The following is a 20,712-nucleotide window of genomic DNA, read 5'->3' as shown; positions in this document are numbered from 1 at the left end:
ACTATGCATCATTTAGAGAACTCATCATTTACAAAACAAATATTACCGTTCCTATTTGCGGTAATCATTACTTCCAGCGCCTTTGGTCAGACGCCCGATATCGAAACTATTCAATCTGGCTCAGATCATTATTGGGGTGAATTTTGCTCTCCGAACCAAAATGAGAGTGAATCAGCAGCCATTGACCAGCTTCTATCAAAAATCGCTGTCAACATTGAATCCTCTTTCACTAATAAAGTGTCAGAGAACATTTCAGGAAACCAGGCCGAGTATAAAGAAGAGGTCGAAGGCATTGTAAAAACCTACTCCTCTGCAAAGCTTAAGAACTTAAAGACCTTTAAGGAACCTAGAGACTGCGGTATTTATGTATTCCGATATATTGAGAAAGCTTCTGTAAATGAAATTTTCGAAAACCGGAAACAACTGGTAAAAGACATTTTCGACAAAGCAGAAGAGTTTGAGGAGGAGGCTAACTATGCCAATGCTTTAAAATACTATTACTACTCAATTGTTTTGCTGAATTCCATTCCTGAAACTCAGTTGATGCATAACGGCGATAACTTATATGTTGAACCCGGTTTTAGAATTCCAGACATCATGCAATCCGTAACCTTCGACATCATCTCTGATGAGATGTTAACTGACAAGGAACGTGAGATAACAGTAGCCGTACTTTTAGACGGTGAGAAGGCTAAGACACTTGATTTCAGTTTTTGGGATGGAAGTAATTCTGTTTCCGCAAAATCAATTGATGGTACTGCAACTATAAATCTTTACGGTTCAAGCACTCAGTTTAACGACCTCCGTATTAATGTTAAATATGATTACTACGAGAATAAGGGTGAAATTAAAGAAGTGAGTGATCTTTGGGATCTCGTTCAGCGTCCAAAGTTTAACTATCCTAAAGAGCTTGATCTAGATGAGCCGATCACTCAAGCCAAGAAAGAAGAAATTCAGCAGAAAGTACCTCTTGAGCCTATGAGTGAGAGCTTTACGCTGAATACATTTTTGGAAGAATTTAGCAACTCTCAAGAGCAGGTTGAGGAGATTGAAGCTCTTGACGAAGAAGCATTAAAGGAAATAGTGCCCGATCACTTAAAAAATGTACAAGCTTATTTCAACGAGGATAAAGCAAATGATGTTTGGGAGCAGGACGAATTCCTAAGTAGCAAACTCGAAAGACTGGAAAGGCATAATAACCTCAGTATTTCAAACAATACTTCTAAGTCAAACATCAACAAAACACTTGAAGGATGGGAATTCAGACAGCTTTCTTCTACTGCGCGCTATCCTTCTGTTAACATGCAGAGTAAGGAATATTTAATTCCTGATTTTGATAGTACAGGTGCGGTTGTTGATGTCAACTTTGGAATTATGGATGGCATGTATGATGAATTCCGCAGACAATCTACCTATGGAAAAGACTGGGACAAGCGACAGGTGATGATAAAGTTCGTTGAAAAATACCGTACTGCTTACATGACCCGGGATTTAAGCCAATTAGGAACCATGTTTGCAGATCAGGCCGTGATTATTACGGGCCGGGTTTTAAGAGCTGACGCAGATGACACCAATAATTTTGCTTATGAGCAAAATCAGCCAACCCAACCTAATGTAGAATATCTCAGACAAACTAAAGATGAATTCATAGCTCGCCAGAAAATTCTATTTGAAACAAAACCTGATATTCACCTGGGCTTTTCTACCTTTAATATCATCCGTAAGAACAATCAGGAAGGTATTTATGGTATTAGCATGAGACAGAGTTATACATCTACCAACTACTCTGATGAAGGCTACTTATTCTTACTTATTGATTTTAACGGTGAAGAACCAAAGATTTATGTACGTGCATGGCAGCCTCAGGAGTGGTCTGAAGACGCACTTGTAGAATTAGGTAATTTTCGTGTGAATTTTTAAATTGATTTTAGACGGTTCACTCGTCTTTTTGGGGAGGGGAAACTAAGGGCATTAGCAATGGTGCTTGAGGTACAATATTGATTAGTTGGAATTTGGGGATTCCTGCATATCATTTCTTCTCTAACTTTATTCATGGATAGCTCCCATTGGGGGTGCTATACCACTACCCGAATACTACATATTTATGTAGTAAAAGTTTTACTAATAGTTTGTAAGCTCTGCCTAAATCACCTTTAGGGTAACGATGGCATGGGTTTAGACGGTTCTAATTTAAAGAAGTACAAAAAAGTGCATACACAAAGATCAAAGCTGTTACTACTCCCAATTTTTCTTTTCCTGACATTTGGGATATTTCCACTTAACAACCTTAACGCCCAAGAAGCTGATGATGAGCTAGCAACCATGCGTGTTGTAGGTTCAGCTAATAAGGTCTCAGGTGAGATTATTGCTGACAGGGATGATAATAGAGATATAAACGGAAATCTAACTGCCGGTTTGAGAATTGTATCAGACCTTACTGGTTTGACATTCAGGTCAAATAACGGAATTAGTAAAATTCAGCAGTTACCGGGTTATAACCTCCTATATCTATCCACAAACGAACGAGTAGTTCAAATTTTTAAAGAAGGATTCCCTCCTTTCCAGCTTGTTCTAAATGATGAGGGCATAAACTTAGCCGCTGGCGAAGTCTGGGAAATACAAATTACCGGTAATCAAAAATCCACTACTGAACCCGTTCAGTTTACTGTAACTCCGGAAAACAGCCGTATCATTATTGATGGTGAACCTAGCGAAATTGACGGAACTGTTTTTAATACGGAATTAACAACCGGTAAACACTTTATCCAGGTACGGAAAGATCAGTATGAATTTCGGGATGATTCTATCACCGTTTCAGCCGACCGCGTAAACTCTTTTCAATTTTCACTAAACAAGATTAACCCAGTTCCTGTATTGATAAGTTCTGAACCTGAGGGAGCTTCAATCTATATTAATGACAGTCCAGGGTCCAGTGGACAAACACCTCAGCGAATATTGCTTTATCCTGGAGACTTAAAGGTCAGGTTAACACTACCCGGCTATTCAAACGTAGAAGATGAGCTCGTTTTAACAAGTGAAAACCGAGAGCTTAACTATAATCTCCAAAAGTATGTCGGATATCTCACTGTTAACGCCACACCCAGCACCGCTACTGTTTTAGTTGATGATGTGCCTCAAAGCTCTACAGAAAATATTGAACTTGTTCCCGGAGTACACAGCCTTGAAGTTCGTTCTTCGGGTTTTGATGCTGTAAGCCGGACTTTTACTGTGAATTTAGGGGATACTTTAGTTGAGAATGTTTCCCTTGGACAGATTACAGGAAACCTTTTTGTAATCGCTCAACAAGAAAATGTGGAGTTTACACTTAGACAGAATGGCAACATCGTTGAAGAATGGGTTGGGCCGCGAACCATACGAGACCTCCCTGTTGGGAATTACTCTCTGACGGGTGATCTCCAGAATTTCGACCAAAAGACAGAGCAAATCGAGATTCTTCGAAACGACGATAAAACTATTAATTTTGATTTAAACAGAGTTGAAGGACGCGGCAGTTTAACTATAAATAGCTTATTCGAAGATGCAGAGCTTGAGTTAAAAGGACCGGGCTTTTCAAGAACATATACAGAATTACCGCTGCAACTTCCTTCCATACCTTTCGGACAGTATGAGATCAAAATTGAGAAAGATGGATTCGATGATATTGAGCAAAGAATACAAGTAAACTCCTTATCGCAGGAAGTTACTTTTGTTGATGAATATAACCCTCGGAGCAAAGGGAAAGCTGTCTGGCGTTCTATTTTACCGGGAGCTGTTTTTCCCGGTGTTGGGCATGGATATCTAGGTAAGGGCAGAGGATTTTTGTACTTCCTTGCAGGAGCTGGTGCCATTGGGTATTCCGTAAAGTCCTACTTGGATTATGGTTCTTCTTACGATAAATACCAAACGGCCTTAAATGAATATAATACTGCACAACAAAATTTCGTTGAACTTGAAGCCGCTTATGTTCAAGAATATAATAATGCCCAAACAGCTTTAGATGGTCTCAAGCTTGGAATAACTGCCTATTTAGCCGTTAAAGGAATTGAAATTTTTGACCTCTTACTTCAGCCTTCAAACAAGAAAAAGTTTGAGCAAGCCAAGCTGGAATTTAATGCACAGAATTCCGGAATTAGCATGAAGGTAAATTTTTAGAATTATGGACTATCCAATAAAAAAACATATGTCGAAAAAATATTTCAGCCTCCTCGCTTTATTAGGCGCAATTTTTATTGCCACCAGTTGTGATGGAATTATCGATGGAATTAATGAACTACCTGAAAACCCGGAAGATGAAAGGTCAAACCCCAACGATCCTAGATATAATCCATTTGCGTTTCCCGATCTACAGCTTGCAAATGACGGAACTTCTTTAGGTACTGTTTTTACTTTTGACGAAAATAATGAGACCATCTCATGGGAACTAGTTAACCAAACCGTTGACTACTCCAGATATTCGTTTCGTTTCGCTTATGCTGAACCGGGTCAAACAATATCAGCCGGTGACTTTGTTGATGTTGATGCTTTTGATCGGTCTTTTACCCTTACAAACCTTAAAGAAACTTTTGAAGGAAATCAGTATTCATTTGAGCTTCAGGCCTCTTACAGTAATGAGGGAGTAACCGCTGATACTTCTTTTACCGGATTTTTTGCAGTAGACGCATTTCAAAGCCGTGGATTCTTATTTAACCCTGTTACCATTACAAGCAACACCGATGGAACATTTACTGCTGAAATTTACCTTGATGAAATTGAAGAGTCGGATGACTTAACAGCTTTTTCGTTGGTGGTTAATTATCCTAGTTCAAGTTTGACAGTTTCAAATGTGCAGGTTTTTGATTCAGAAGGAAGCTTTTTAAACCCTGACGGATCCAACACTCTTATATATGTTGAGCCCGAAGTTTCTGCAAGCTTTATAACTATTGATGCTGGAATTGCGGGTAATACTTCTCCACTAAGCGGTGGCGGTAAGGTTTGTGAAATCACATTCTCCCCCACTTCCAGCTTTTCAGGAGGAGCATCTATTAGTATTTCGAGTAACTCTCAGTTAAGAACCTCGGTTGGAAACAACATAGATATCCTTGAATTCCATGGGGCGACTGTCCAGAACTAGTCAAAATTTTATACTCTTTATCGACACATATTTTCTATCAGTTTTAAATCCACGTTCAATGAAGTACACAATTAAAAGTTTAGGTTTTCTTCTCCTTTTTTCCAGCGTTGCTATGGGGCAGGCTGTATCACAAGATAGGAATATCAAAGTCGAGCAGGACCCAAGATTCAAAAACTTGGAGCAGAGCCAGAAAAAAGCACCTGCCAGTCTTGATAATTCACTACTCTATGACCTTACCTACGACTTTGAAGCAGGATACCCAAATGGCACTTACTTCTCTGGCGAACCCGGATTTCTTAGGTTTGATACTGGTCAACCAGGTGATACTGTTGCAAATGTAAACAACTACTTCCAAATTGTTCAAGCTATTGATACTACCTACTTAGATAGCTATAGCCTAATGAGCCCCGATATTAACGATTCTGAGGCGGTTAATATCAAATTCTTTGTAAAGGTAGCTCCCGGAGGTGGTGACCTTCAGTTTAGATATAAAGTAAGTTCAGAACCAGGCTGGGATTACTTGCATGTTGAAGTGGATGGTAATCGAATTTTAGATGAATCCGGAGAGATTCCCTGGACACAGAGTGGTTTATACTCCCTAAGCGAAGGAGTCAGAGAAATTGACTTTTGGTATTCCAAAGATGGAAGTAATTCTGCAGGGATTGATGCAGCATTCGTAGATAATATCTCAATTTTTAATGCTGATGGATCACTGGCCCGTATAACCAAAGTTGAGCCTGTAGCTTCAGCGAAAGGACAGGTAATTAATTTATATGGTAGCGGGCTCACCACAGAGAACATATCAAACCGAGTTTATTTTGGTGATACAGGATATTATTGGTTCAACCTTGCTCAGTCAGATAACAAAATGACTTTTCAGGTCAATGAGAATTTATCCCCTGGTAATTATGACTTAACTCTCTCCACCATCATTGGAGAATACACCTACCCTGATTTATTTACGGTTCTGGATCAAACAAATGCTTCTTTTGGAAGCCAGAACCTGATCACAAATTCCAGTGATGCTGCATTTGATGTATACCCTGCCGATTTGGACGGAGACGGCGATCAGGATGTTTTAACAGCTTCCGGTATTGACAACACCATTTCTTGGTTTGCTAACAATGGGGATGGCACCTTTGGTTCTGAATCTTTGATTACCATCAATGCCAGCGATGCAAGAAAGGTACGTGCAGCAGACTTTGATGGAGATGGTGACCTTGATGTCGTTTATACAACAGCCAACAACCAACTTGTTTGGTATGAAAATGATGGAGCAGGAAACTTCTTCACAGAAACTATACTCTCTTCTGGTTTTTATAGTGGCTTAAATGGTTTGCATACGGCAGATATTGACGGTGATGGTGATGTAGACATATTAATCACTTCTCTTTTCGACAATAGGATTGACTGGTATGAAAACTTTGGGGATGCTACTTTTGCACCGGCAGTTAACATATCTACCTCTGCAACACAGCCACAAAATGTTTACACAGCCGATCTAGATAATGACGGTGATTTAGACGTGATTTCCGCTGCCTCTGGTGTCGAAATTGCATGGTACCCAAATAACGGAGATGGCACTTTTGCAGCGAGTACAAATATTGGTGGTGGAGATGTAGCAACTGATGTATTTGCCTCAGATTTAGACAATGATGGAGACATGGATATACTTTCCAGCTCTATAAATGATGACCGTATTGCCTGGTATGAAAACTTTGGAGACGGGACTTTTTCTAATCAGAATATCATCTCAAACATTGCTGATGGAGCAGCTAGTGTTTATACAGCTGATTTGGATGGGGACGGTGATCAAGATGTTCTATCAGCTTCTACTTTCGACGACAAAATTGCCTGGTATGAAAGCTTTGGAGACGGAACCTTTGGAAGCCAACAAATAATTACCGACTTAGCTGATGGAGCTAATACAGTAATAGCTGCCGACCTGGATGGAGATGGCGACTTAGATGTACTCACTGCCTCCGAATTCAATGATGAGATTTCCTGGTATGAAAACACAGGAATTCCATTAGTTACTCCAAGTCTCCCAATCACTTTTGACGACAGCGGCGTTTTTTACGACTTCATAGATTTTGGTGGAAATTCCTCACGTGTTGTTCAGGACCCAGAGAACTCTTCAAATTTAGTAGCTGAAACTGTACGAAGTCAGCTTGCAGAAAATATAGCCGGAACCACTATGGACCTGGCTGAAGCTATCCCTTTCTCCTCCGGTAATACACTAATGAGTGTAAGAGTTTGGTCTCCGGCTGCCGGCATCCCAATTTTGCTTAAAGCAGAAAATACCTCTGATATAAATATTAGTGTTGAGACTCAAGTAAATACTACAACATCCGGTGGGTGGGAAACCTTGTATTTTGACTTTAGTAATCATTTAGATGGCACTTCTGCAATCAACTTTGGAAATATTTACGATAAATTAACCATCTTCTTCAACTTTGGAACAACCGGAGCCGATGCCGGAGAACAGACTTATTATTGGGACGATATTGAGTTCATTGGTAATTTACCTGTCACCCCTATTGCTGATGTACGGAATGCTTCATTAGGTACCACCCTGAAAACAAAAGGGGTAGTTACAAGAGTATTAGGAAATAACATTTCTATCCAAGATGGAAATTCTGGGCTGCATGTTTTTGCTCCATCAGCTTCAGCTATTGATACTGCAATAATTAATGGTGATATCGTTGCAGGAGATTCCCTGATTGTTACAGGACAGCTTACCGAATTTAATAGTCTTTTAGAATTTGATAATGTTACGGATTTCTCTGTACCGTCACGTAATAACGCGTTACCTGAACCACAGGAGATAACTCTTGCTGATTTGGGAGAAGAATATGAATCTGAATTGGTAAAGATCACAAATATTTCCACGCCTAGCTCGGGTACTTTTACAAACGACACTTCATACGACCTTATCCAAGATGGAGTTACCTATCCTTCTACTATGAGGATTGGCGGGGCAATACAGAATGAATTAGATGGTGTTGAGATACCTAGTCTGTTTAACTACGTAGGTGTTTTACGTCAGTCAACCTTAGCAACCGCGTCAGCTAACGGCGGTTACCAACTAACCCCTACCTATGAAGAAGATATAGCCGCAGGATTGAATTTTGCTATATCAAAAGTATTCCCTGAAGCGGCTGCGCCTGGAACTAATATTACTATTTATGGTAAAGGATTTGATTCAAACCCAACATCAAATGCGGTTTCCATTGGAGGCTTTTCAGCAGATGTTGTAGAAGCTTCAGCAACTAAATTGGTCGTAACGGTCCCAGCTGTTAGCCCCGGAAATGCAGAGGTCTCAGTTACAGCTAACTCTTTCTCAGAGACTTATGCGGGTAATTTTACTTCACTCCAACCTATTTCCGCTAACTTTGCCACTCAATCTGTTATTTCTACACTTGGAGATGCAGCTTATAGCGTATTTGCAACCGACCTCGATGGTGATGGCGATCTGGACGTAATCTCTGCTTCCTACACTGATGACAAAATTGCCTGGTACCAAAATAATGGCGACGGTACTTTTGGCACTCAAACCGTTATTTCTACCCTTGCTAACGGGCCTAGTAGCGTTTATGCGGCTGACCTCGACGGCGACGGAGACCAAGACGTGTTATCCGCTTCTAGCTTTGACGACAAAATTGCCTGGTACCAAAATAATGGCGACGGTACCTTCGCCTCTCAAACCGTTATTTCTACCCTCGCTGACGGTGCTGAAAGCGTATATGCGATAGACCTAGACAATGACGGTGATATAGATGTACTCTCTGCTTCTAAATCAGACGACAAAATTGCCTGGTACGAAAATAACGGCGACGGCACCTTTGGCGCTCAAACCACTATTTCTACCCTCACCAGTAGTGGCAGAAGTGTATATGCGGCTGACCTTGACGGCGATGGAGACCAAGACGTGCTATCCGCGTCTTTCTTTGACGACAAAATTGCTTGGTACCAAAATAATGGCGACGGTACTTTTGGCGCTCAAACCATTATTTCTACCTTTGCTGACGGTGCCCAAAGCGTATATGCTATAGACCTCGACGGCGACGGCGACCTGGATGTGCTCTCTGCCTCCAGCCTTGACGATAAAATTGCCTGGTACGAAAATAACGGGGACGGCACCTTTGGCGCTCAAACCATTATTTCTACCCTTGCTGATGGTGCCAATACCGTATATGCCGCCGACCTCGACGGCGATGGCGACCAAGACGTACTATCCGCTTCACTATCTGACAACAAAATTGCCTGGTACCAAAATAACGGTAACGGTTCTTTTAGCACTCAAGCCGATATTACTACTATTGCTGCTGGAGCTGAAAGCGTATATGCCGCCGACCTCGACAGTGACGGCGATCTGGATGTACTCTCTGCCTCCCGCCTTGACGATAAAATAGCCTGGTACGAAAACACGGGTACTCTTAGTGTAAATCTTTCATCAATTGCAGATGCTCGGTTGACGACTAAAGGCTCTTATATTCGGGTGCGTGGTATTGTAACCCGCCGTACAGACAATATCTTCAAATTACAGGATGGTTCTGCTGGCCTGCATGTTTATCGAGCAGCAGATTTTAATGATGTAGTTTTTGGCCAGAATATTCAGGAAGGTGATTCCTTAGAAATTTTAGGACAGAGATCTGAATTTGGCGGACTCATGGAAATCGTAAATATTCAGGAATACACCTCTCTTTCTACCGGAAATACTTTACCTGATCCTATAACGATCACTCTTGATGATGTATCTGAAACCTATGAGTCGGTATTAGTTCGCATTAATGACTTATCAACCGACAGTACCGGTTCAACTTTCCGGGAATTCACATCATATGATCTTTATGAATCTGATATTCTTAATCAAAATAGCTTTCTATACGCTTCAGGCCCCCTATTTACGAATATACTCGGCACTGAAATTCCTGAAACATTTGCCTTTGAAGGTATTGTAAGCGAAGGGGAGGTTGGTGATTATCGCCTTGAGCCTATTAATCAGACTGACATCATTGATTTATCGGTCTCCCCTCCTTCAAATGTGGTAGCTAATGAAGCAGCTTCATCTATTAACCTGAGTTGGGATCAGAGTTTATCTGTCAATGCTTCAGGATATAATATTTATAGAGCCACAGAGCCTTTTACAGATTCTACTTCAGCAACTAAAATAAATCCATCATTATTGACGGGTACTTCTTTTGTTGACAGTAATGTTCAGGCAAATACCCGCTATTATTACCGGATTGCTACTTACAGTTCTGATTTAAATATCCAAAGCGACCTCAGTAATGAAGCCACAAGTGGTTTTGATATCATTTCTGTTTATGGCATCAACACAACAGCCGCTGATGCAGGTACCTCTATAACTATCTATGGTACTAACTTACCTACTACAGCAGGTTCTGTACTTGTTGACATTGGTGAAATTGACGCACCTGTTGTTACCCAATTGCCAAATCAAATTGTGGTAACAGTACCAAGTATTACTCCCGGTAATCACGAAGTTCTGGTTACTGTTAGTGGTACAATATTCTTGCCTCTCCCAGATTTATTTACCGTACTCGAAACAACAGCTGGCGAAAGTGGATTCTTCCAGGAAGCAAACTCAATTTTACCTTCCGGTATTTTGGGAGCAACTACGCTGAGAGCCATTGATTTAGATTCTGATCTTGATAACGATATTCTGGCTTCACTCTACAATCAATCTGCCGGTGAGAATCTAATTTCCTTAGCTAATCAAGGAGATGGAAGCTTTTCAGGAGTTCAGAGCATCGGTAATGAAGGCAACCTCGGAGCCAGAGATGTTGTCTATGCAGATTTTGATGGAGATACCCTGATTGATATAGCTGCTGTTTATGATCGATCTTTAATCTGGTATTCAAACAACGGAGATGGATCTTTTGGATTAGTTTCTACCAGCACCGTTCAATCTTTCCCTGAACGTGTAGGTAATGATTATTCTGAACAATCACTTCTTGCCTTTGATGCTGATGGAGATGGCGATATTGATCTTATACACTCTAGCAGAATTACAGACGATATTTTCCTTTATCAGAATGATGGAACTGGAAATTTCACAACGCAAGTAACGGTTGATTCAAATGCCCCGCTCGTAAATGATATCGCTGGAGTTGATATCAATGAAGATGGTCGATTTGAAATTATTGCAACACTTGAAGGAACCGATCAGCTGGTTTACTATCCGAATAATGGAAGTTCATTTGGAGGACGAACATTAATTACTTCTTCTTTTGATCTGCCAAGAAATGTTATAGCCGGCAATATTGATGGTGACAGTGATGTAGACCTCCTGACCATATCTCAAACAGATTCTAAAGTAGCCTGGTACTCAAACAATGCCGGTTCTGGTTCTTTCTCAACTCAGAAAATTATTTCTGAGGACCTAATTGATCCGACTACTGCAGCAGTAGGTGATCTTAATGGTGATGGATTACTCGAAGTTGTTGTTGGTACTCTTAATGGCGATGTAGTGTTGTATAGAAATTTAGGTTCTGAGAACTTTAGTGCTGCTGAATACTTAGTTACCGGTGCGGGAGAAATCAGAGCTCTTGCTATTTCTGATCTTAACGGCGACGGTGATTTAGATATCCTTGCCAGTGACTATACATCCAATTCTATTTTACAGATCAACAATGTTGACACCCCGCCAGACGCTCCAACCGGTATCACGGCTTCTCGAGATATTGGAAGCGTGATACTGAATTGGGATGCAAACAGCGACACTGATTTACAAGGATATGAGATCTATCGTAGTGTTGAGCCTGTAGATAATTACGTGTCTGTATCAAATGGTGTTCAAACGGAAACATCCTTTACAGACAATGACATCACCAATGCTGTCACTTATTACTACCGCGTTGCTTCTGTTGACGATAACGGAACTCAAACCCGATCTGACAGTGTAGCTATAAAAGCTATTTCTACTCAAATAGCGAACATTGAGCCTTTAGCCGGTGTCGCAGGCAATATTATCCGAATTTCCGGGGTCGGAATTTCAGGAAGCACAACCGTTAACTTTGGTAACACCTCGGCGAACGTCATCGATACGTATCCTAATCTGGTTACAGTTGAAGTTCCATCGGGCTTGTCTGGAACAACTGATATTTCGATCACAACAAACGGTATTAACTATAATTATCCAGCACCTTTCAGGTTACTCACTGAGAATGACGGAACCTTTTCTTCACCAACCGAAACAGCCGGTGGTGGAGGTGGTACAGGTAGTATAGCAAGTGCTGACTTAGACAGTGACGGTTTAGAAGATTTGGTGGTAACAAGACCGGACTTGAACCAAATTGGCCTTTATTATTCTGATGGCTCCAACCCTTACAGCCAGCTAAGAAATATAAACTTAGGCAGCTCGATTGACCCAAATATCATCAAACCTACCAGCATCTTTGGTACGGACTATCCTGATTTTGTGTTTACTTCTTATCAGGATAACGTCTTTCATGTGCTTAAGAATAATGGCAGCACAAATCGGTCTTCTTTCTTAGACCTTACATCTATTACGGTAAGCCACTCCGGTATTACAGATATTGCTTCAGCCGACATTAATGATGACGGATATGAGGATGTCATAATCTCTTCAAGTAATGATGGCAAAATCAGCTGGTATGAGAATACGAGCGTTAATTCTTCAGTATCCTTTGGAGCAGAAAACATTGTTGCCAGCTCTGCCGGAAACATTCGATCTATTTACGCCGGGGATTTCAATGGAGACAGGCTCGTTGATGTTGTTGCTGCAATACAGGGACGGAATATAATTGCCGCCTACTATAATAATGGCGATGGCAGCTTCACCGAAACCACTCTTACCGGTATTAATTTCCCTGAGAAAGTCATAGGTAGTGATTTAGACAACGATGGTGATCTTGATCTTATTTACGCTTCTTCAGATGACGATCTTATTGAAGTTCTGATTAATTCTGATAGTCAAGGTTCATTCACCACCATTACAGGCGGTAGTGGAATTAGCGGCGCATCTGACGTTGCTATAGCTGATCTGGATGGAGATGGACTTAAAGATATCATCACTTCATCTCCAAATACCCGAGAAGCATTTTGGTTCCGGAATACTGGAAATGGTAGTTTTTCATCTTCCAACAATCTGGGTTCAAGCAGCACGAGTATAGACCGAGTTGTTGCCACAGACATGGATGGAAATGGAAGACTTGATGTAGCGTACAGATCAAATTCATCTTCTCAGATTGGTTTGTTTAGAAACTTCACCATTAATCCGCTTCAGATCACAAGACTGGATGCTGGAAGTAATAACATTATTAGGGTAAATCAGGGTTTTTCACTCTTTTTTAACTCTTCAAACGGTATCAACAGCATTCCCAACTTTACTGACTTCTTCTCGGGAGCCATAACTATCACTACAAGAACAGGAGAATCATTGCCTGTTGGGGACCTCTCCATTTCAGGAAATGAATTGCTGGTCGAAAACATGAGTTTTTATGCATTAGATACTCTCTCTGTTGAAGTGTCTTCACAGGTTGTTTCGGATAACAGTGGCGGACAATATTTCATCGATACTGATGATGATGGACAGCAAACTAGTTCAGATGATGTATTCGCTTCTCAGGATTTCTACACAACCATGATTGGAGATTTCACCGCTGATTTTGAAGTCAACCTGACTGACCTCGTCAGCTTTGGCAACGGGTGGAGAAGTGATAACTTTAGTTTTGAGACAGGTCCTTTGGACTTTAGCTCAAGCTCATTCCCATATGCACGCTTAGCTCCTGATAATAACTTCAACGTTGATGACATCGTCGCCTTTATTCGCTACTGGAACCTAACCCAGGAACGTAATAAAGCAGCCAAAGCAAACTCCTTTGCGGCTTTGAGAAAATCATTCAACGGAACTAATACCACCGCTCGAACAACTTCTCGCCAAACTAATGGGCGGAATGAGCTAGATGGTACCTCAGACATTAACAAGACTGCAACAGGCCCAAGCTCAGCTTCCAAAGAGTTAATGGATGAAATCTTTGCTGATTCGCTGACTTTCATCAGTTATAAAAAAGTGGAGACTCAAGCTGAATATGTAACCAATCCATCGCAAGCAAAGCGGGAAGTCACCTATGACTTTAGCCTCTCCCACCCTGACAGTGTGGAAGGCTTGTCATTAATTATCGATTATGATGAGGACAAGCTTACACTCGAAGGTGTTGAAGACCGCGGTCTATTTGATATTCATAGTGAGAATGCGAATGTATTTCTTTCTCATGCCGATACTGCCAACGGTATCCTTACGCTGAACATCGCAAACTTTGGAACGCTTTCTTCTATTACCGACCGAGATATGGTTTCTGTAACTTTTAGTGCCCTCAGTGATGAAGACTCCGAGATGGTCATCAGCTCTGATATTCGTGCCAGAAATCAGCCATCACTACAACAGACAGCGATGAAAGCTGTTCAGGTTCGTGAAGATCTTCCGGAAACGTTCACACTTTCACAGAACTATCCGAATCCGTTTAACCCGTCTACAAGTATTCACTATGAACTGGCGGAACAAGCGAAAGTGAGTCTGACGGTGTATGACATCCTCGGACGTAAAATTGAAACGTTGCTGAATGAGAACAGCATCCGCGCGGGATACTATAAAGTGAACTGGGATGCCTCCCGATATGCCTCGGGAATGTACATTTACGTACTGAATGTGCAGTCACAGTCTGGTAAATTTTACACCGCCACTAAGAAAATGATGATGGTTAAGTAAAGCCATCTCTCTCAAGCTTTTAAAGCCCCCGTAGATTTCACTTAAAAGTGACTATTTATGGAGGCTTTCTTTTTAATAGCATTTAACAAATCAGAGGGAGCGCTTTTCCACATAATCGGGTTAACTTTAATCGAACCCAACTAATGATTATGAAAAAGCCTTTTAAAGTAACCAACCTTCTTTTATCAGCATTGCTGATTGCATCACTGAGTGCATGCTCAGATAGTGATAGTAATAATGCCCAAAATACAGATAGAGGTAACTCTGTCATTCCATCCGTTGAGGCAGTTCAAGCCCGATTTGGATCACTACCACTCGTAGAACGATTCAGTGGTAATGTGAGATCCGAAAATCAGGTTCCTCTATATCCTCAGATATCGGGAACGGTTGAACAAGTTTTCGTTCGCAACGGACAGTATGTTGAGAAGGGCGAGAAATTAGTCCAGCTAAATACAGATGTACTACAAAAACAGCTACAACAAGCTGAAGCAGGCTATAAAATCAACAATGCTCAGCTAAAGCAATCCAAAGCTCAGCTTGCCGAGGTCCAGTCCGAATTCAAACGTACCAAACAGCTCGAAGAAAAAGATTTAACCAGTGATGTTGAAGTTGAGCAAATTGAGGCACAGTTACTTTCAGCAGAAGCTAACGTTGAGCTCGCTGAAGCACGACTAGAACAAGCAGCATCATTAGTAGAAGAACGTAGAGATGAACTCGACAAAGCTGTTATCCGGGCTCCCATTTCGGGAACAGTTGGGCAACGAAATGCTGAAATTGGGATGCAGGCAAATACAGGCACTCAGCTTTTTCTTATTGGTGATCTTACAAAGTTAAAAGTCGAGATCATCCTAACTGAAAACATGCTTAATAAAATACAGGTAGGTCAATCTGCACGTATCATAGTTGAAAACGGTGATGGCCAGAAAGTTCCAATTAATGCTAAGCTATCCCGCATCTCCCCTTTTCTAAATGAAATTACACGAAGTACAGAGGCTGAGATTGATGTAGACAATGTAAACGGACTTCTTCGTCCAGGGATGTTCGTTCCTGTAGATATTTTCTTTGGTGAAAGTCAGCAGGCTACCCTCATTCCTGTAAGCGCTCTTTACACAGATCCTACAAGTGGAGAGCAGGGTGTATTTATTGCTTCCTCACTTGGTTCTGAAATTAAGCCTGTTAGCGACACCAGTAATAATGGCGCTGTCAGACCAAGATCCATGACCGAACCAACTCCCGTTCAGTTTAAACCAGTTGATGTAATTGCTCAGGGTAGAATGGAATTAGGGGTGAATGGTTTAGAAAGCGGGCAATGGATTGTCACTGTAGGTCAAGATTTATTGTCTGAGGGACGTACACAAGCTCGTATTCGCACTATGAGTTGGGAACGTATCTTCCAGCTGCAACAGCTTCAGCGGGAAGATTTATTGAAAGAAATCATGCAAGAGCGTGATGGTGCACAAAATAACGTAACTCTCTAAACGCCACGATCATGCCAATTACAGAAACCTCTATAAAGCGTCCTATTGCTACTTCGATGGTCTTTTTGATCATTATTACCCTTGGTGTAATAGGCTTTCGTTTCCTGCCAGTTGATCTCCTCCCGCCCATCGAATACCCGCAGCTTACTGTTGCTACTGAGTATCCCAATGTTGGGCCAGCGGAGATGGAGCAAATTATAACAGAGCCTATTGAAAATGCTCTGGCCGGTGTCCCCGGAGTTGAAAGAGTCCGTTCCAGTTCTAGTGAAGGGCGCAGCCGGGTGACTCTTGAGTTCGCTCAAAGCGTAGATGTGGATGTAGCTTCTAATGATGTCCGAGCTGCCCTAGATCGAGTTCGGGGAACAATTCCCCCTGAAGCCGATGCACCCCGCATCTGGAAATTTGATCCCAATAATTTCCCAATCGTTATTATCGGTGCTAACTCAGATATGAATCTGGCTGAACTAACGGTTCTGCTCGATCGCGAAATCACCAAACGATTTGAACAAATAAATGGTGTTGGTTCTATTGATATATGGGGTGGTATTAACCGTGAAGTGAAAGTCGACATCAAAAGAGACCGGCTTATTGCCAGTGGACTTTCCACGGCTCAGGTACAGCAAGCTATTGCTCGTGAAAATGCAAATCTCCCCGGTGGTAATGTAAACTCCGGGCTCCAACAGCTTTACGTTCGTACTTTAGGTGAATATGAGTCCATCGAACAAATTGCGAATACAGTTATCACGACCGTAGACAGCAAACCTATTCGTGTTAAAGATGTAGCAAATGTCTCCTTTGGTTATCAAGATTTAGACCGGGTTGTTTCTATTGATGAGAAACCGATGGTTCGATTTGGAATTCGTAAACAAACGGGAGCAAACACAGTCGCTGTTGCAGAAGACATCCGAAAAGAAATTGAACAGATCAATAGCCAGCGAAGTGATCTAAACCTTTTTATTACTACCGACCAAAGTGAATTTATTCAAAGTTCTATAGACAATGTGCAAAGTTCAGCCATGTGGGGAGCTTTACTCGCGGTGGTAGTACTCTATGTCTTTTTCAGAAATGGCTCATCCACCTTTATTATAGCGATGGCGATTCCAATTTCCATCATTGCCACTTTTGCGCTTCTCTATTTCAACGATCTGACCCTCAATCAAATGAGCTTTGGAGGACTGGCTCTTGGTGTTGGCCTCATTGTAGATAATGGAATTGTAGTATTAGAAAACATCATCCGGCTTCGGGAAGAAGAAGGCGAAGATTTAGAAACCAGCGCTTTAATCGGTACTAAACAGGTAGCCGGAGCTATTGTAGCCTCCACTTTAACAACTTGTGTAATTTTCCTTCCTGTTGTTTTTATGCAGACCGTCTCTGGTTTATTATTTCAAGAATTGGCACTGGTAGTAGTCTTTGCCCTTGTCTGTTCATTATTGGTAGCCCTGACGTTAGTTCCTATGCTTTCCAGCAGGTTCCTTACCGTTCAGAAGGGAATGGACAACAAGAAAGGAAAATTTCAGAAATTCTTTTTGAAGCTGGAAACCAAATATTCAGGTATTCTTGAAAAAACGCTCCAACACAAACCTATGGTTTTTGTAGTCACTGCTGTATTGGTCGTGGGCAGCTTCTTGCTCGTTCCTATTATTCCTGTTGAACTAGCCCCACAGACAGATGCTGACGAAATTGATATCGATTTAGAAATGGCAGACGGAACCAACATAGCTGTTCAAAATCTCTATCTGAAAGAGCTCGAAGATATTGTACGCGCTACGCTGCCCATGGAGGATGTTGAATATTTCACTACTGAAGTACGGGATGGCCGTGCTGAGGTTGAAATAGCCATGGTACCTCAGTCTGAGCGATCTCAAAGCACCTCAGACCTGGCTGCTGAAATTCGTGAAAATTTAACCGGCAAAGTTCCGGGTGCTGATATCAGAGTTGATGCTCAATCCGGATTATGGATCCTTCGCCGTGTATTTGGCGGCGGTGGCGGCGAGGACGTACAGTTTGAACTTCGCGGTTATGACATTGATAAAGCCTATGAAATCGCTCAAGAGATTAAGCTGCGTGTAGAAAACATTCCGGGTATTGTTGAGGTACGCGCCGGGAGAAGTGAAGGTACTCCGGAAGAACGGATTTTGTTTGACCGCGAGAAAATCGCCGATCTGGGCCTTTCGGTACGTGAAGTAGCACAAGTTATACAGACAAATATTGGCGGTAGCCGAGCAGGTTCTTACCGTATTGGTGGCGACGAATATCCAATCACCGTTCGCCTGCAACCTGAAGATCGCTTAGGAACTTTGGATATTGATAACATTTCAATTCGTACACCTGACGGAGGTGTGATACCCGTCTCTTCTGTCATAAGAAAAGAAAGCGGTCGCGGACCTGAAGATATCAACCGTATCAATGGACAGCGAGTAACAAACATCACCGCAAACCTTGAAAGTGGAATTGCACTCGGTGAAGCGGTCGAATCTATTCAGGCTGAACTGTCTGACTTCCCTCTGCCATCCGGTTTCACTATTGTTTTCGGTGGAGAGTATGAAGAACAGCAAAAAGCTGCTGATGACTTCGCCATGTCAATCATCATGGCCCTCATTCTTATTTATATGGTGATGGCCGGACAGTTCGAGCGTTTCCTTGATCCGCTGGTGGTTATGTTCTCTGTACCTTTAGCGATGATTGGTGTAATCCCCGCCCTTTTATTAACTGGAACTACACTAAACATCCAAAGTTTAATGGGGATGATAATGCTCGTCGGGATTGTGGTTAATAATGCCATCGTTCTGGTCGATTACATTAATCTCATGAGGCGGGAAAAGAATATGCCGGTTTTAGAAGCGGTTATTGAAGCAGGACGTTTACGCCTCCGACCAATCCTTATGACTACCTTGACTACCGTATTGGGCCTTCTTCCTCTTTCGTTTGGATTGGGCGCCGGAGCCGAAATTCAAGCTTCTCTTGCCAGAGTTGTGATTGGTGGATTAACAGCTTCTACTCTTGTTACGCTGATCTTTATCCCTGTTGTTTACATTACTACAGATCAACTGCTAGAAAAGGCAAAAGCCATTAATTGGAATCCTTTTAGCAGTACTAAAGAAGTAGAACTGGCTAACTAACAGTTAAGACTCTCAATATTATAAAGGCTGCTGATTTTCAGTGGCCTTTTTTATTTTGAAACGATTCATCCTTTTCGTTGATTCTTAGTATCACATACCTTCAAACTAATATTTTACCATGAGCTCCTGGACCCTCAAATCCATCCCTCCTCACGACTGGTTTCTTTGCCTGGATATCGAATCATATTTCGATCATGAACATGAGCCGGAAAAAGTTTTTGAGGAAGGATTTACGCGCCCTATTCCAGTTGGAGATACTGATATCATCGTTACTATTTTCTTTAATGGCGACCCTGAGAATCCGGAATTTCATATTGAATCCCCGGAGTCGCTTTCCAAAGAAGAAATCGGATTAGCCAATGAAAGTCTGGCAAAAATTTTTGGCACCGACATGGATTTGCGTCCACTTTATGACAAAGCTGAGAAAGACCCTGTTTTGGGGGATAAGCTAACAGACCTCTACGGACTTAAGCGAATGACCCGCGCTAATTTGTTTGAGGATATTCTATATCGCATTGTACAGATGCAGATGAATCACAAGCCGACCGCTAAAAAGATGATGTTCAAAATCCGGGAAGGCTACGGAACCGCACTTACCTTGGGTAAGAAATCTTTACCCGCCTGGCCTCGCCCCCATCAGCTGATGAAGGCTGACCCTGCCCAGATCCGTAAAATGGGTCCTACTCTAAGAAAAGGGCAGTATCTGGTTGGATTGGCAAACGATATTGTAGCGGGTGAAGTCGATATGGACCACTTGATGAATTGTGAGCCTCAAGAGTTCTACGACAAAATCACCAGTATTAAAGGCATCGGTCCCACTTCCGGACAGGATTTGATGATGATGCGCGGACGAACAGACGCCGTTTTCCCTTCCAACAAAAAAAGCGGAGAAGAGAAAGGATTGCGACGCTGGATCATCTGGAGCTACGGAGAAGATCCTCACAATACATCTGAAGAACGATTTCAGGAGCTGATTCAAAACTGGAAAGGCTATGAGTCTGCAGCGCTTGAATTTCTATATGCCAATTATATCCTGAAAGAAAAGGAAGAGCAGGCGAAGAAGTAATGTTTCTTAAATCCCAAGTTTCAATGACCAATGACTAATGACCAATGACCAGTGACGGTTGACGATTGTACGTCTTGATTTGTCATCCCGAGTGCCTGGGATTCTTTTCGAGGAATCAATTATCAAACACGAGGGATCTCAAGTTGAACGGATTAATCTTTATGATTTTAGAAAAAGCACAT

7 protein-coding genes are annotated in these 20,712 nt (G+C 41.8%); all 7 read left to right on the top strand.

The window, feature by feature from the left end; all coding sequences use genetic code 11:
- The first annotated feature begins 3 nt into the window (after positions 1-3).
- The 7 genes from CL667_14620 to CL667_14590 all read left to right on the top strand — a co-directional run bounded on the left by CL667_14620 (position 4) and on the right by CL667_14590 (position 20,530).
- Positions 4-1,920, top strand: coding sequence for a hypothetical protein (locus CL667_14620; GenBank protein ID MAL18928.1), 1,917 nt, complete (start codon positions 4-6; stop codon positions 1,918-1,920).
- Positions 1,921-2,169: 249 nt separating this feature from the next.
- A complete protein-coding gene (locus CL667_14615; protein MAL18927.1) occupies positions 2,170-4,152 on the top strand; it encodes a hypothetical protein in 1,983 nt (660 codons plus the stop codon).
- Between the two features lie 28 nt (positions 4,153-4,180).
- A complete protein-coding gene (locus tag CL667_14610; protein MAL18926.1) occupies positions 4,181-5,110 on the top strand; it encodes a hypothetical protein in 930 nt (309 codons plus the stop codon).
- On the top strand, positions 5,088-14,867 hold the full coding sequence (locus CL667_14605) for a hypothetical protein (protein MAL18925.1): 9,780 nt from the start codon (positions 5,088-5,090) through the stop codon (positions 14,865-14,867). The genes CL667_14610 and CL667_14605 overlap by 23 nt, the downstream gene beginning before the upstream one ends.
- A gap of 143 nt (positions 14,868-15,010) precedes the next feature.
- Entirely contained in the window at positions 15,011-16,345 is a 1,335-nt protein-coding gene (locus CL667_14600; protein ID MAL18924.1) for an efflux transporter periplasmic adaptor subunit, read from the top strand.
- 11 nt (positions 16,346-16,356) lie between these two features.
- Complete coding sequence (locus tag CL667_14595; GenBank protein MAL18923.1) at positions 16,357-19,464, top strand: acriflavin resistance protein; 3,108 nt, start codon at positions 16,357-16,359, stop codon at positions 19,462-19,464.
- A gap of 118 nt (positions 19,465-19,582) precedes the next feature.
- Entirely contained in the window at positions 19,583-20,530 is a 948-nt protein-coding gene (locus tag CL667_14590; GenBank protein ID MAL18922.1) for a hypothetical protein, read from the top strand.
- The last annotated feature ends 182 nt before the right edge of the window (positions 20,531-20,712 follow it).

The organism is Balneola sp. (genome assembly GCA_002694685.1).
Lineage (GTDB): Bacteria > Bacteroidota > Rhodothermia > Balneolales > Balneolaceae > Gracilimonas.
The sequence above is the reverse complement of the archived record's forward strand: the minus strand, read 5'-3'. Positions and strand labels throughout refer to the sequence as shown.